The following is a 14132-nucleotide window of genomic DNA, read 5'->3' as shown; positions in this document are numbered from 1 at the left end:
GGCGAGCGCACCGGCGGCGCAACGGCTAAAATGCATCAACGCCCGGGGTTTGCGCGCTATCACGGGGCGGGGCGGCCCCTTGCGGAGTGTTAGCGGCGGCAGAGGCGCTCGGCACGCCCGAGGCGACGCGACGCTCTGCGCCACCGTCCTGCCGGACGCACGGCGCTCGCGTGATCCCTCTTTCAATAAGCAAAGGGCCGGGGAAGATCCCCGGCCCCTGCCCTGTTACCCGCGGGCTTCGCGGATCAGCTTGAGGATATCCTGCGCCGCGTCGGGGATGTTGGTCCCCGGTCCGAAGATCGCCTTCACCCCGGCATCGTAGAGGAACTTGTAATCCTGGTGCGGGATCACCCCGCCGCAGATGACGATGATGTCCTCGGCGCCCTGCGCCTTCAGCGCCTCGATCAGCTGCGGCGCCAGCGTCTTGTGGCCTGCCGCCTGCGACGAGATGCCGATGATGTGCACGTCGTTGTCGATGGCGTCCTGCGCCGCCTCGTCCGGGGTCTGGAACAGCGGCCCCACGTCGACGTCGAAGCCGATATCGGCAAAGGCGGTGGCGATGACCTTGGCGCCGCGGTCATGGCCGTCCTGGCCCATCTTGACCACCAGCATGCGCGGGCGGCGGCCTTCTTCCTCGGCGAAATCCTCGACCGATTTCTGGATCGCGGCAAAGCCTTCGTCGCCCTCGTAGGCGGCGCCGTAGACGCCCGCCAGCGTCTTCACCTCGGCCCGGTGACGGCCAAACACCTTTTCCATCGCCATGCTGATCTCTCCGACAGAGGCCCGCGCGCGGGCAGCTTCGACGGCCGCCTCGAGCAGGTTGCCGCCCTCCTTGGCCCGACGCTCGAGCTCGCCCAGCGCCGCATCGCAGGCGGCCTGGTCGCGGGTCGCGCGGATGCGCTCCAGCGAGGCCACCTGTCCATCGCGGACCTTGGCATTGTCGATGTCGAGAATGTCGAGCTCGTCTTCCTTCTCGAGCCGGTACTTGTTGACACCCACGATGACGTCATCGCCGCGGTCGATATCGGCCTGGCGCTTGGCCGCCGTCTCCTCGATGCGCAGCTTGGGCATGCCCGAGGCCACCGCCTTGGTCATGCCGCCCATCTCGTCGACCTCCTCGATCAGCTTCCACGCCGCCTCGGCGAGATCGGCGGTCAGCTTCTCGACATAGTACGAGCCGGCCATCGGATCGACGACCTTTGTCACGCCGGTCTCTTCCTGCAGGATGAGCTGGGTGTTGCGCGCGATGCGGGCCGAGAACTCGGTCGGCAGGGCGATGGCCTCGTCGAGCGCGTTGGTGTGCAGCGACTGGGTGCCGCCCAGCACCGCCGACATCGCCTCATAGGCGGTGCGAATGACGTTGTTGTAGGGATCCTGCTCGGCGAGCGACACGCCCGAGGTCTGGCAGTGGGTGCGCAGCATCTTGGAGCGTGCCGACTTGGCGCCGAGCTCGGTCATGATGCGCGACCACAGCATCCGCGCGGCGCGCAGCTTGGCGATCTCCATGAAGAAGTTCTTGCCGATGGCAAAGAAGAACGACAGCCGCCCGGCGAACTTGTCGATGTCCATGCCGGCATCCATCGCCGTCTTCACGTATTCCTTGCCGTCGGCCAGCGTGTAGGCCAGCTCCTGCACCAGGTTCGCGCCGGCCTCCTGCATGTGGTAGCCGGAGATCGAGATCGAGTTGAACTTGGGCATCTCGTTCGAGGTGTACTCGATGATGTCGGAAATGATCCGCATCGAGGGTTCGGGCGGATAGATATAGGTGTTCCGCACCATGAACTCTTTCAGGATGTCGTTCTGGATCGTGCCCGAGAGCAGCGCACGGTCGTGGCCCTGCTCTTCGCCGGTGACGATGAAATTGGCCAGCACCGGGATCACCGCGCCGTTCATCGTCATCGAGACCGAGACCTTGTCGAGCGGGATGCCGTTGAACAGCACCTTCATGTCCTCGACCGAGTCGATCGCCACGCCGGCCTTGCCGACATCGCCGACGACGCGCGGGTGATCGCTGTCATAGCCGCGGTGGGTGGCGAGGTCGAAGGCCACCGAGACGCCCTGCTGACCGGCAGCCAGCGCCTTGCGGTAGAAGGCGTTGGATTCCTCCGCCGTGGAGAAGCCGGCATATTGCCGGATCGTCCAGGGCCGGCCGGCATACATGGTCGCCTTCACGCCGCGGGTGAAGGGCTCGAAGCCGGGCAGTTCGCCGACCTGCGGCAGCCCCTCGACATCCGCCGCCGTGTAGATCGGCTTGACCTCGATGCCCTCCAGCGTCTTCCAGGTCAGATCCTCGAGCGGGCGGCCCCGCAGCTCCTTTTCAGCGAGTGCCCGCCAGTCGTCCACCTTGGCTGTCATCGTCCTGTCCTCTTTTCTGTGAAGCCGGCGGCCAGTGCCTCCTGTCCCTGCCGGGCTTCGGGTCCTCTGTCAGTTGTGCCAACCCGTCTGCCCCGGCCATCAGCCAGAACAGATCGTCGGCGTATCTTTCGCGCAGCCGAGCCGACTGCGCCTGCGAGAAGGGCCGCCACGGGCCCTCCCCCATCGGCAATGCCTTGGCCTCGGTGCCAGCCGCGGCCAGCGCCGCGCGCAGCTCCGACAGGCTCGGGCTGCGATGCGCCCAGATGCCAGCCTCGGGCAGCGGCGGCGCCTCTCCCGCCCCTCCGGTCGCCGCCAGCAGCAGCGCGTCGGGCCGGGCGGCGCAGCTCTCGAACCGGCTCACCACGATCTCGGCGCGCGGCAAGGCGCAGGCGAGATCCGCGATCACCTCGCGCCAGCCCCGCCCCTCCCGCGACAGCCGCTCGAGCAACTCGGACGACGGCGGTGCAACGCCGCGCGCCAGCAGGAAGGCCAGCGCCGAGCTCCACCACGCCTCGGGCGAGCGGATCTGCAGCACCAGCCGGTCGACCCGCCCGAAGGCGGCGCGCATCCGCTGCAGCCGCGCCGCGGCCTCCGGGTAGAGCGCTTCGGCGCGCAGGCAGGCCCGGGGCGTGCCCAGCATGTTCTCGTCGGAGACGAGCAGCCGCGCCACGCCGCGCCGCACCGAGGCCTCGGCGGCCAGACGCACCCGTGCCTGCGCCCGGGCCAGATCGCCGGGCAGCGGCTCGGCCCCGGTCAGGCCGTGAAACAGCCCCTTCCGGGTCCGCCACGGCCCCCAGAAGCCGGTACCCTGCGCCGCGAGGCCCGGGGCTGCGCCGCGCAGGTAGGTCTGGAAGCTGGTGGTCGCGGTGCGATGCGCCCCGGCGTGCAGGATGATCTCCATGCCCCGGCCCTCTCATGTCGGTGATCCGCGTCATCATGCGCGGCCCTCCATGAGAACGGGGTTAAACGAGGTAAAATCGTCGCGACCTTGCGGCAAACGTTGTGCAGGCGCGGGTGCCATGCCTATATCTCTCGGCATGAACCGCCGCATGACCCTCGCATCGCTCGCCTTTTTCACCCTCACCGCCAGCTTCGGCGCGGCGCAGGGAGCCGAGACGCCGGAGACGCTCGACGCGACGATCCGCCCGGCGGGAGACGCCACCCTCGACGATTTCCTCTGGGTGAAGCGCCCGCTGGTGGTGTTTGCCGACAACCCGGCCGATCCGCGATACGTGCAGCAGATGCAGCTGATCTCGGAGCGGCTCGACGCGCTCGAGGATCGCGACGTCGTGGTGATCACAGACACCGATCCCGCCGCCCGCTCGCCGATCCGCACCGAGCTGCGCGCCCGCGGCTTCATGTTCGTGCTGATCGCCAAGGATGGCACCATCCTGCTGCGCAAGCCGGCGCCGTGGGACGTGCGCGAGATCTCGCGCTCGATCGACAAGCAGCCGCTGCGCAAGCAGGAGGTGCGCGACCGGCGCGCCCTGCCCGACCAGTGACGCGCAGGGCCCGCCGCACGGTTGTGACGATTGAAATGCGCCCGGCCCCGCGCTATATTCAGGGCATGGACAAGCTCATCACATACCTGCAGCGGATCTTCCTCAAGCCGCTTCCCGAGCCGGTCGAACGCTCGCCGCATCGATCCGGTCCCAAGATCAGCTACTGATTCCAAAAGCTTAAACATCCGAACGCTCCGCATCTCCGGAGCCGTCCCGAGTGTGCGAGTCGTCTGCGCCCGCAGGCACCAGCGCCTCGAAATCCGGCCGCGCACGGCTCGTATCCGCCTCCGCCAGAAGACCGAACACCCCCGGCTCCTCCTTCTGAGGCCGGGTGCGCGCATTGAGCGCCAGCCAAGCCTGACAGCCGACCCGCACGGTCTGCAGCCGCACTTCCTCGAAATCGAAATAGATCTCCGCCCTGCGAGCCCGGCCGAGCCGGCGATAGGCCGCGCCGTTGAGATCCTGCGCCAGCCGCTGCACGTCGCCGAGCTGGGTGTAGAAGCCGATCACCGGCTGCATCACGTCATCGGGCAGCAGCTGCAGGTTCGGCGCCAGCGTGGTCAGCACCACCGGCTCCTTGCCGCTGGGCACGAAAGGCTCGTAGCCCTCCTCCGCGATGCGCTGCGCAACGCTGCGGCCGCGCGCATCATGGCCCAGCATGGTGGCGATCAGCGCCTTCAGCCGCGCTTCCTCGCTTGCCCGGTCGGGCGCCGGGCGTTCCCAGAGCTCGAGCAGGTCGGAGAGGTAGTCGAACACCTCGGAGCGCAGCGCAAGCAGCGTCTCGTTCAGCGCCTTGTCGCGGGCGCTTTCCTCGCGCCATGTCTGCACGAGGAAGGTGAAGACCCAGCCCGCTGCGACCACGCCGCCAGCCATCAGGCCCTGGTAGAGGTAGCGCGGGTTCTGCGCCCCTCCGGTCTCGATCCCGTCGATCACCGGCAGCAGCGCCAGCACCGAGGCCAGCCCCAGAAGCGAGATCGGGGCGGCGACCAGCGCCGCCTTCCACAACACCCGCAGCACCTTGGCATCGAAGATGCAGTAGGCCACGAGCAGCACCGCCGCGAGGCTCACCAACCGCTGCGGCAGGCTCTCGGGCAGCGCGGGCCAGACGAACAGCAGCAGGCAGGCAAGCGCCACCAGCACCGGAGCGACGACACGCTCCAGTCTGAGGCCACCATATGCCCGCTCCTGCCCGCCCATGCCGGAGTTACTCGAACTCCATGATCACATCGTCGACCGCGAGGCTGTCGCCCGGGCCGGCGTTGATCTTCTTGACCACACCGCTGCGCTCGGCGCGCAGGATGTTTTCCATCTTCATCGCCTCGACGGTGCAGAGCGCCTGCCCCTCCTGGACCTCGTCGCCCTCGGCCACGTTCATCGACACGATGAGACCGGGCATCGGGCAGAGCAGCATCTTGGAGGTGTCGGGCGGCAGCTTCTCGGGCATCATCCGCGCCAGCTCGGCCTGGCGCGGGGTGCGCACATGGACCTTGAGATCGGCGCCGCGCGAGCGGATGCGGAAGCCGCCCGAGATCTTGCCGACCTTGAGCACCAGCGGATCGCCGTCCACCACCATGTGGGCCAGCGCCTGCCCCGGCGTCCAGTCGCCATCGACCCGGATCACCGCGCCATCGGCGAAGGTCACGCTCGAGCCCGCCTTGTCGGCGGCGATGGTGACATCATAGCTCTCGCCCTGCAGCGAGATGTTCCAGACATCGCCGACCTTGCGCTCGTGGTTGTCGAGCGTGCCAGAGATACGGGTGCGACGGATCTCGGCCACCCGGTTCATCGCGGCCGCCGCCGCCGCCACTTCGCGCAGCTTCTCGTCCGACAGGGTCACCCCCTCGAAGCCGTCGGGATATTCCTCGGCGATGAAGGCGGTGGTGATGTTGCCGGAGATGAAGCGCTCGTGGTCCATGACCGCCGCCACGAAGGGCAGGTTGTGGCCGATGCCCTCGACCTCGAAGCTGTCGAGCGCGTTGCGCATGGTCTCGATCGCGGCATCGCGGGTCGGGCCCCAGGTGCAGAGCTTGGCGATCATCGGGTCGTAATACATCGAGATCTCGCCGCCCTCGTAGACGCCGGTATCGTTGCGCACGATGCCCTCGCCGAGCTCGCCTTCCGCCGGCGGACGGTAGCGCGTCAGGCGGCCGATCGAGGGCAGGAAGTTGCGGTAGGGATCCTCGGCGTAGAGGCGGTTTTCAATGGCCCAGCCGTTGATCTTCACGTCGTCCTGGGTGATCGAGAGCGGCTCGCCATTGGCGACGCGGATCATCTGCTCGACGAGGTCGATGCCGGTGATCAGCTCGGTGACCGGGTGCTCCACCTGCAGGCGGGTGTTCATCTCGAGGAAGTAGAAGTTCTTCTCGCCGTCGACGATGAATTCAACCGTGCCGGCAGAGGTGTAGCCCACCGCCTTGGCCAGCGCGACCGCCTGCTCGCCCATCGCCTTGCGGGTCTCGGGATCGAGGAACGGGCTCGGCGCCTCTTCGACGACCTTCTGGTTGCGGCGCTGGATCGAGCATTCGCGCTCGTTCAGCCACAGGCCGTTGCCATGCGCGTCGCAGAGCACCTGGATCTCGATATGGCGCGGCTGGGTGACGAATTTCTCGATGAAGATGCGGTCATCGCCGAAGGAGCTTGCGGCCTCGTTCTTCGACGACTGGAAGCCCTCGCGCGCCTCCTGGTCGTTCCAGGCGATGCGCATGCCCTTGCCGCCGCCGCCGGCGGAGGCCTTGATCATCACCGGGTAGCCGATCTCGCCGGAGATCTTCACCGCCTCGTCGGCATCCTCGATCAGACCCATGTAGCCGGGAACGGTGCTGACGCCGGCTTCCTTTGCGATCTTCTTCGAGGTGATCTTGTCGCCCATCGCCTCGATCGCGCCCTTGGGCGGTCCGATGAAGGCGACGCCGGCGGCCTCGAGCGCATCGGCGAATTTGGGGTTCTCCGACAGGAAGCCGTAGCCCGGGTGCACCGCCTGCGCGCCGGTGTCCTTGATCGCCTGCATGATCTTGTCGATCACGATATAGGACTGGTTGGCCGGCGGCGGGCCAATATGCACGCCCTCGTCGGCCATCGCCACGTGCAGCGCGTGCTTGTCGGCCTCGGAATAGACGGCCACCGTCTTGATGCCCATCTTCTTCGCCGTCTTGATGACCCGGCAGGCGATCTCGCCCCGGTTCGCGATCAGGATCTTGTCGAACATCCTCGTCCCTTTCCTACGTATTCCTCAGGCCCTGCCCCGTCCCGGGCGCGGCCACGAAAAAAGCCACCGGAGCGCGCGGCTCCGATGGCTTCGATGTTGTGCTGGCCGCCGCGCGGGGCGCGGCGGAGATCAGGCGATCAGTTGCAGTATTGCGGGGTGACGTCGTCGCAGACGACGCCTGCGGTCGCGCCCACGGCTGCGCCGATGGTGCCGTCGCCGCCCACGGCGCGGTCGATGAGATAGCCGCTGCCGGCCCCGATGCCCGCGCGGCCAAGATCAGAGGTCTCGCAGGCTGCGACGGTGAGAAGGCCAAGAATGGCGGCGGTGCGAACGGCGAATTTTGCCATGGGTCGAATTCCCTTAGTTCCTGTTGCGTTGTCTGGTGATCAACGCCACAGATCTGAACAGGGTTCCATCCAAATTTAACGATCTTGCCACGACCGGCGCTGGTCTGCCGAGCGGCGGCGGAATGCCGCGGGTCGCTGGAGAGCGTCGCAAAAAGAGAGGCGGACGACGGGCCAGGGGATGTGCCGCGCCGCCCGCAAGGGGAAGGGTAACGGTGAATGCCCGGACCTCTGCGGTGGTGCCGGACAACTCGCAACATTGGTAGTGTTGCAGAGTCGCCAGCACACGCATAGCGGTATTGCACGCCCGACCCGATGTCGGCGCCGCTCCGCTCAGCGCGGCCCGGAACAGGCAGGATCACGCCCAATCTTCGTTCTCCTCGAAGGCCTCGGGGAAGGACGCACGGGCCGCCTGTTCGTCGATCACGAGCAGCGACTCATAGCTGGCGGGGTCGAAGGGGTCGTCATAGGGCAGCACTTCGCGGCCAAAGAGCCAGCTCAGGCGTCCGGCATCGAGATTGCCGCGCTCGAACGGCTCGGTGCCGAAATGCGCCCAGAGCGAGGCCATGAAGGCCAAGTCGGCGCGCTTGTCCGCCGATTTGCGATCGCGGAAGCGCTCGCGCCGCGTCAGCGGCGTGACCCCGCGCGGATTGGCGCGGCGAATGACGAACTGGTAGTCGGTGCCGGGAAGACGGCCGGGAAAGCCGCGGTGTTTCAGCATGGTGCCCTCTCAAGACGGAGCGGGCGCCGCTGCGCCTGAACCGCGGTCAGATCCCGGCCGGCAAGGTCTCTCGGGCCGCCAAGGGACGGCCCGGCAAGATCAACCGTTCTGGTTCTGGGTCCGGGTTTCGGTGTCGCTCCGGTTCTGGTTCTGATTTTCGTTCTGGTTCTCGTTGCGGTTCTGGTTGCCGCTGCCGCTATCGTCGTCGGGCACGTCCGTGGGATCGGCGCCGGGATCGGTCGGATCCTCGGCCGTGCTGCCGGGATCCATGCTCCCGCCATCCATACCGCCAGCGCCGGCAACACCCGCAGATGCGCCCCCGGCTGCCGGCACAACGCAGAAATCGTCGTAGAGCACGTAACCCACCGGACACTCGGCATTGCCGAACTTGTCATAGAGCGGCTGCACCGGCAGCGGCTCTGGCTCGGTTTGCGCGCAGGCAGCAAGGCCCAGCGCCACAGCGCCGACCGCGAAGACTGTGATTTTCGGTGACATTCTCGTCCTCCCCTTTGCTCACAGGATGCCGGGAATACGGCAGCCCGTTGCGTCGGATAGTAGCAATCGGGGGAACGGCGGCCATGATCTTGGTCAATATGACCGCGACCGGGCGAAGTCGGAGGGAGGGCGGGCCTGGCGGCCCGCCCAAGGGTCTTACTTGTACTTACCGGTGTAGACCGGCTCGGTCGTGATCGGCTCGGGATCGACGACAACGAACTCTTCTTCCTGCTGGCCGCACGCGGCGAGACCGAACAGACCCAGCATTGCAAGCACTTTGATGCTCTTGGACATCTTATTCTCCTGTCACATTCGACGGAACCGACTAGAGCCTCTTGCCCTGTCCGTCCTCGTTCCGAGGTTTCGATTGCTTGGGTGCAATCAATCTCCAACATAGCCCAAAGTTTTGCGGGACAATATCGAACATGCGCGCATAGGTCGATTTGTGGCTCGAAAGCCTCATAGATGAGCGGATCTAAGCTTCTTCCTGCAAGATGTTGTGGGAGCATCAGAAAGCCTCCCAGATGCAGCGGCCGTCGCTCACCGAGTAGGCCTCGAAATATTGGATCACGTCGGGACTCGCCACGCCGAATTCGACCGGGCTCTCCATCAGCGAGATCATCACCCGAGACGGCTGCGGGCCGATCGACGACAGCCGCGGCAGCGCGAACACCTGGCACAGCTCGTCCATGTCGCCCGACACTTCGGCAAAATCACGCGGGGCATCGCCGCCGATTTCCGGCGCGACGAAGCGGAAGCGATAGATCAGCCCCGCCCCGACCGGCTCGTCCCAGATCATGTCGTGAAAGCTCACCTCCATGCCCGAGGGCACGGCGACGGCCTCGCCCAGCGCCGGAAGCGACGAGGCGGAGAACAGCAGGAGCGCAGGCCATAAACTCATCGCGCCCACCTCAGCCAGCGGGCGCGGTTGCGCGGATCCCCGAGCACCGCCACGAGCCGCGCCTCGGCCTGCGCGCGCGGGGCGGCGCCATCCAGCTGACCGCCGGCGCGGAGCAGCGTCGCGCCAGCCTCTTCGGTGACGGACACGCAGGGCGAGAAGCCACGCAGGGATTGCAGCGCGCGCCAGAGATCCTGGCGCACCTGGTGCGCCAGACGGGCCTTGCGGCCAACCGGCGGCAGCCGCGTCTCGACGCTCAGGTCGAAACGCGCTGGCCAGCGGCGGGCGAGGATCAGCTCACCCTGCAGCTCTTGCGTATGCCAGCCCCTGCGGCGCATGGCTCCCCTCCCCCAAGGCCTGCTCAGAGCGGGATATTGTCGTGCTTCTTCCACGGGTTGCTGAGCGTCTTGTTGCGCAGCATGGCGAAGGCACGGCTGACCCGGCGACGGGTCGAGCGCGGCTGGATCACCTCGTCGATGAAGCCGCGTTCCGCCGCGACGAAGGGGTTGGCGAAGCGATCCTCGTAATCCGCCGTATGCTTGGCGATCTTCTCGGCATCGCCCAGATCGGCACGGTGGATGATCTCGGTCGCGCCCTTGGCCCCCATCACCGCGATCTCGGCGGTAGGCCAAGCATAGTTCACATCGCCGCGCAGGTGCTTCGAGCTCATCACGTCATAGGCGCCGCCATAGGCCTTGCGGGTGATGACCGTGACCTTCGGCACCGTCGCCTCGCCATAGGCGAAGAGCAGCTTGGCGCCGTGCTTGATGACGCCGCCATATTCCTGACCGGTGCCCGGCAGGAAGCCCGGCACGTCGACGAAGGTCAGGATCGGGATCTCGAAGCAGTCGCAGAAGCGCACGAAGCGGGCGGCCTTCTTCGAGCTGTCGATGTCGAGACAGCCGGCGAGCACCATTGGCTGGTTGGCCACCACGCCGACGGTCTGGCCCTCGAGGCGGATGAAGCCGGTGATGATGTTCTTGGCGTGCTCTTCCTGGATCTCGTAGAAATCGCCCTCGTCGGCGACCTTCAGGATCAGCTCCTTCATGTCGTAGGGCTGGTTGGCGTTCTCGGGGATGATCGTGTCGAGCGACTCTTCCACCCGCGCCACATCGTCGAAGAATGGCCGCACCGGCGGCTTCTCGCGGTTGTTGAGCGGCAGGAAGTCGACGAGGCGGCGCACTTCCGCCAGCGCCTCGACATCGTTCTCGAAGGCGCCGTCGGCGACCGAGCTCTTCTTGGTGTGGGTCGAGGCGCCGCCAAGCTCCTCGGCGGTCACCACCTCGTTGGTCACGGTCTTCACCACGTCGGGGCCGGTGACGAACATGTAGGAGGTGTCCTTCACCATGAAGATGAAGTCGGTCATGGCGGGCGAGTAGACCGCGCCGCCGGCGCAGGGCCCCATGATGACCGAGATCTGCGGGATCACGCCCGACGCCTCGATATTGCGCTGGAAGATCTCGGCGTAACCCGCGAGGCTGTCGACACCTTCCTGGATGCGGGCGCCGCCGGAGTCGTTCAGGCCGATGACCGGCGCGCCGTTCTGCATCGCCATATCCATGATCTTGCAGATCTTCTGCGCATGGGTGGCCGAGACCGAGCCGCCCAGAACGGTGAAGTCCTGGCTGAAGACATAGACCATGCGGCCGTTGATCGTGCCCCAGCCGGTGACCACGCCATCGCCATAGGGACGGTTCTTCTCCATGCCGAAATCGGTGCAGCGATGGGCGACGAACATGTCGTATTCCTCAAAGCTGTCCTCGTCGAGCAGTAGCTCGATGCGCTCGCGCGCGGTCAGCTTGCCCTTGGCGTGCTGGGCGTCGATGCGCTTCTGACCACCGCCGATCCGGGCGCCGGCGCGCCGCTCTTCCAGTTCGTGCAGAATGTCTTTCATGGCCGTCCCTTTCGTTTGCCGTGACCATACAGAGGCCCGATGCTCGCTCAAGTCAAATTCGGCAAATTTGCAAAGGCGGGAAATGCCACTATACGCTAATTGCATAACTGCAAATCACGCGCCCGCAAATCGTTCCCGAATGGACAAGGCTCCGTTTCGGTCCTACCCATCCGTACATGGAAAATCCGCCCAAGGTCCGGTTCCTGGATCAAACCACGCCGCCACATATTGTCACACTCATCCTGCTGGCCGGGCTCTCGGCGCTGGCGATGAACGTGTTCCTTCCGTCGCTGCCCAAGATGACGGCGCATTTCGACACCGAATACCGCGTCATGCAACTATCGGTTGCAATCTATCTTGCGGTCAACGCGGCGCTGCAAATCGTGATCGGGCCGATTTCCGACAAGTTTGGCCGCCGTCCGGTGATTCTTTGGGGCGTGGCGCTGTTTTTGGTGGCGACGCTGGGCTGCATCTTCGCGCCCAACATCACCGTCTTCCTCGCCTTCCGGATGTGCCAGGCGGTAATCGTCACGGCGATGGTGTTGAGCCGCGCGGTGGTGCGCGACATGGTCCCGCAGGACCAGGCCGCCTCGATGATCGGCTACGTGACGATGGGCGTCGCTGTGGTGCCGATGGTCGGCCCGGTGATCGGCGGCGTACTCGACGAAATCTTCGGCTGGCAATCGACCTTCTGGATGCTGTTCCTGCTCGGCGCCGGCATCCTGTGGATGAGCTGGCGCGACCTCGGCGAGACCTCGGTCTCGCGCGGACTGTCGCTGGGCCAGCAGTTCCGCGAATATCCCGAGCTGTTCCGCAGCCCGCGCTTCTGGGGTTACGCCCTGACCTGCGCCTTCTCCTCGGGCGCCTTCTTTGCCTATCTCGGAGGCGCGCCGTTCGTCGGCACCGAGGTGTTCGGGCTGTCGCCCGCGGCGCTCGGCTTCTTCTTCGGCGCGCCCGCGGTGGGCTATTTCGCCGGCAACGGGCTCTCGGGCAAGCTCTCGGCCCGGGTCGGCATCAACCGGATGATCTTCTGGGGCTGCATCCTCAACGCCGCGGGCCTCGGCATGGCGCTCCTGGTTTTTGCCGCCGGCTTCCAGTCGGAATGGACCTTCTTCGGCTTCATGACCTTCGTGGGCCTGGGCAACGGCATGACCATCCCCAACGCAACCGCCGGCGCGCTGTCGGTGCGGCCGCATCTGGCGGGCACCGCCTCGGGCCTCTCCGGCGCGATCATGATCGGCGGCGGCGCGGCGCTCTCGGCGCTCGCGGGGGCGCTGCTGCAGCCCGGCACCGGCGCCTGGCCGCTGCTCTGGCTGATGTTCCTCACCGGCGTGGCCTCGATCGTCTCGATCCTGCTGGTGCTGCGCCGCGAAAAGCGGCTCGCGGGGCTCGGAACGCTCTGAGCCATGCGGCGTCTGCGGGCTGGGGTTTGACGACCCCGCCCCGCGCGCCGATGATCCGCCGGACGAACCCGGCGGAGACCGACCTTGCCCCAGACCTTCCCGCGCTCCGAATTCGAGACCCGCTGCGCCAGCGCGCAGGCCGCGATGGCCCGGGAGGGCATCGCCGCGATGCTGCTCACCAGCGAGCCGGACCTGCGCTATTTCACCGGCTTCCTCACCCGTTTCTGGGAGAGCCACACCCGCCCGTGGTTCCTGCTGGTCCCCGTCCACGGCGCGCCGGTGGCGGTGATCCCGGCCATCGGCGCCGAGCTGATGGCGCAGAGCTGGCTCACCGACATCCGCACGTGGATCTCGCCCGATTACCGCGATGACGGCGTCAGCCTTCTGGCCGAGGCGATCCGCGAGCTGGTGCCTTCGGGCGAGGCGCTCGGCGTGCCGCTGGGCCGCGAGACCGCGCTGCGCATGCCGCCGGCCGATTGGGAGCGGCTCTGCGCCCGGATCGGAGACCGCCCGCGCTGCGATGTCTCGGCCCTGCTGCGGGCCCAGCAGGAGGTGAAATCCCCCGCCGAGATCGCGCTGATCCGCGAGACCTGCGCCCTTGCGGGCCGCGCCTTTGCGCGCGTGCCTGAACTGCTCTCTCCGGGCGTGACGCTGGCGCAGGTGTTCCGCCGCTTCCAGATGCTGCTGCTCGAGGAGGGCGCCGACTGGGTGAGCTACCTCGCCGGCGGCGCCGCGCCGGGCGGCTATGGCGATGTCATCTCCCCCGCCGATGACCGCCCTCTGGCGGCGGGCGATGTCTTGATGCTCGACACCGGCGCGGTGCGGCAGGGCTATTTCTGCGATTATGACCGCAACTGGGCGATCGGCCATGCCACGCCCGAGGTGCAGGACGTCCACCGCCGCCTGCACGACGCCGCGCGCGCCGCCCATGAGGCTGCCCGCCCCGGCGCCACCTGCGCCGATCTGCACCGCGTGATCGTGGATGTGCTGGGGCAGGATCCCGGCGGCCGGCTCGGCCACGGGCTGGGCATGCGACTCACCGAGTGGCCTTCCCTGATCCCGGGCGATGACACCCCGCTGCGCCCCGGCATGGTGCTGACGCTCGAGCCATCGCTGCCGCTGGGTCCGGGGCGGATGCTGGTGCACGAGGAGAACATCGTCATCGGAGAGAACGGCGCCGAGTGGCTCTCGCCGCCGGCCCCGCGCGACATCCCCGTGATCGACTGGCCCGGCTGAGCCCCGCGCGGGCGCCGGCAAATTGCGCCGAAACCGCCATAATCTGAGCCAAGTGGCGCCCGAAAGCCCCTCTATCCAC

General features: G+C 67.0%; 14 protein-coding genes. 3 read left to right on the top strand and 11 right to left on the bottom strand.

The genetic code is table 11. The features are described from left to right. Positions 1 to 225: 225 nt before the first annotated feature. Positions 226 to 2355: a methylmalonyl-CoA mutase gene (gene scpA, locus KUV62_RS10590; RefSeq protein WP_222603663.1), complete on the bottom strand. Its 2130-nt coding sequence runs from the start codon at positions 2353 to 2355 to the stop codon at positions 226 to 228. Continuing rightward, a complete protein-coding gene (locus KUV62_RS10585; RefSeq protein ID WP_222603662.1) occupies positions 2318 to 3256 on the bottom strand; it encodes a hypothetical protein in 939 nt (312 codons plus the stop codon). Before KUV62_RS10585 ends, scpA begins: the two co-directional genes overlap by 38 nt. 136 nt (positions 3257 to 3392) lie before the next feature. On the opposite strand from KUV62_RS10585, the gene KUV62_RS10580 reads away from it, so the two are divergent. Then, positions 3393 to 3857 (top strand): DUF4174 domain-containing protein, encoded by a 465-nt coding sequence (locus KUV62_RS10580; RefSeq protein ID WP_410000853.1) that lies wholly within the window; start codon positions 3393 to 3395, stop codon positions 3855 to 3857. Between the two features lie 177 nt (positions 3858 to 4034). Here the strand turns inward: KUV62_RS10580 and KUV62_RS10575 are convergent, their stop codons facing one another. From KUV62_RS10575 to KUV62_RS10535, 9 genes are all read right to left on the bottom strand, one after another. Then, the gene (locus tag KUV62_RS10575; protein WP_222603661.1) at positions 4035 to 5054 is read right to left on the bottom strand and encodes a hypothetical protein; all 1020 of its coding nucleotides are present in this window, start codon (positions 5052 to 5054) and stop codon (positions 4035 to 4037) included. Between the two features lie 7 nt (positions 5055 to 5061). After that, positions 5062 to 7062, bottom strand: a complete 2001-nt coding sequence (locus KUV62_RS10570) for an acetyl/propionyl/methylcrotonyl-CoA carboxylase subunit alpha (RefSeq protein ID WP_222603660.1) — start codon at positions 7060 to 7062, stop codon at positions 5062 to 5064. A gap of 137 nt (positions 7063 to 7199) precedes the next feature. Continuing rightward, positions 7200 to 7409 (bottom strand): hypothetical protein, encoded by a 210-nt coding sequence (locus KUV62_RS10565; RefSeq protein ID WP_222603659.1) that lies wholly within the window; start codon positions 7407 to 7409, stop codon positions 7200 to 7202. A 355-nt stretch (positions 7410 to 7764) separates the two neighbouring features. After that, a complete protein-coding gene (locus KUV62_RS10560) occupies positions 7765 to 8127 on the bottom strand; it encodes a hypothetical protein (protein ID WP_222603658.1) in 363 nt (120 codons plus the stop codon). A gap of 99 nt (positions 8128 to 8226) precedes the next feature. Beyond that, entirely contained in the window at positions 8227 to 8622 is a 396-nt protein-coding gene (locus KUV62_RS10555) for a hypothetical protein (RefSeq protein ID WP_222603657.1), read from the bottom strand. A gap of 156 nt (positions 8623 to 8778) precedes the next feature. Beyond that, entirely contained in the window at positions 8779 to 8916 is a 138-nt protein-coding gene (locus tag KUV62_RS10550; RefSeq protein ID WP_007798398.1) for a hypothetical protein, read from the bottom strand. Between the two features lie 214 nt (positions 8917 to 9130). Beyond that, positions 9131 to 9523 (bottom strand): DUF6497 family protein, encoded by a 393-nt coding sequence (locus tag KUV62_RS10545; protein WP_222603656.1) that lies wholly within the window; start codon positions 9521 to 9523, stop codon positions 9131 to 9133. Next, positions 9520 to 9858: a hypothetical protein gene (locus KUV62_RS10540; protein WP_222603655.1), complete on the bottom strand. Its 339-nt coding sequence runs from the start codon at positions 9856 to 9858 to the stop codon at positions 9520 to 9522. The genes KUV62_RS10545 and KUV62_RS10540 overlap by 4 nt, the downstream gene beginning before the upstream one ends. A 23-nt stretch (positions 9859 to 9881) precedes the next feature. Further along, complete coding sequence (locus KUV62_RS10535) at positions 9882 to 11414, bottom strand: acyl-CoA carboxylase subunit beta (protein ID WP_222603654.1); 1533 nt, start codon at positions 11412 to 11414, stop codon at positions 9882 to 9884. A gap of 176 nt (positions 11415 to 11590) precedes the next feature. Between KUV62_RS10535 and KUV62_RS10530 the strand changes: the two genes are divergently transcribed. Then, positions 11591 to 12817, top strand: a complete 1227-nt coding sequence (locus tag KUV62_RS10530; protein WP_222603653.1) for a multidrug effflux MFS transporter — start codon at positions 11591 to 11593, stop codon at positions 12815 to 12817. Between the two features lie 84 nt (positions 12818 to 12901). Further along, positions 12902 to 14053, top strand: a complete 1152-nt coding sequence (locus KUV62_RS10525; protein WP_222603652.1) for a M24 family metallopeptidase — start codon at positions 12902 to 12904, stop codon at positions 14051 to 14053. The last annotated feature ends 79 nt before the right edge of the window (positions 14054 to 14132 follow it).

This window comes from Salipiger bermudensis, from assembly GCF_019801965.1.
GTDB lineage: Bacteria > Pseudomonadota > Alphaproteobacteria > Rhodobacterales > Rhodobacteraceae > Salipiger > Salipiger bermudensis_A.
The sequence above is the reverse complement of the archived record's forward strand: the minus strand, read 5'-3'. Positions and strand labels throughout refer to the sequence as shown.

Bases quoted from the DNA above. Each gene is read 5' to 3' on its own strand.
- KUV62_RS10580 (WP_410000853.1), top strand. From the start codon at position 3,393: ATGAACCGCCGCATGACCCTCGCATCGCTCGCCTTTTTCACCCTCACC.
- KUV62_RS10560 (WP_222603658.1), bottom strand. From the start codon at position 8,127: ATGCTGAAACACCGCGGCTTTCCCGGCCGTCTTCCCGGCACCGACTAC.
- KUV62_RS10570 (WP_222603660.1), bottom strand. From the start codon at position 7,062: ATGTTCGACAAGATCCTGATCGCGAACCGGGGCGAGATCGCCTGCCGG.
- KUV62_RS10575 (WP_222603661.1), bottom strand. From the start codon at position 5,054: ATGGGCGGGCAGGAGCGGGCATATGGTGGCCTCAGACTGGAGCGTGTC.
- KUV62_RS10530 (WP_222603653.1), top strand. From the start codon at position 11,591: ATGGAAAATCCGCCCAAGGTCCGGTTCCTGGATCAAACCACGCCGCCA.
- scpA (WP_222603663.1), bottom strand. From the start codon at position 2,355: ATGACAGCCAAGGTGGACGACTGGCGGGCACTCGCTGAAAAGGAGCTG.
- KUV62_RS10585 (WP_222603662.1), bottom strand. From the start codon at position 3,256: ATGGAGATCATCCTGCACGCCGGGGCGCATCGCACCGCGACCACCAGC.
- KUV62_RS10555 (WP_222603657.1), bottom strand. From the start codon at position 8,622: ATGTCACCGAAAATCACAGTCTTCGCGGTCGGCGCTGTGGCGCTGGGC.
- KUV62_RS10540 (WP_222603655.1), bottom strand. From the start codon at position 9,858: ATGCGCCGCAGGGGCTGGCATACGCAAGAGCTGCAGGGTGAGCTGATC.
- KUV62_RS10565 (WP_222603659.1), bottom strand. From the start codon at position 7,409: ATGGCAAAATTCGCCGTTCGCACCGCCGCCATTCTTGGCCTTCTCACC.
- KUV62_RS10545 (WP_222603656.1), bottom strand. From the start codon at position 9,523: ATGAGTTTATGGCCTGCGCTCCTGCTGTTCTCCGCCTCGTCGCTTCCG.
- KUV62_RS10535 (WP_222603654.1), bottom strand. From the start codon at position 11,414: ATGAAAGACATTCTGCACGAACTGGAAGAGCGGCGCGCCGGCGCCCGG.
- KUV62_RS10550 (WP_007798398.1), bottom strand. From the start codon at position 8,916: ATGTCCAAGAGCATCAAAGTGCTTGCAATGCTGGGTCTGTTCGGTCTC.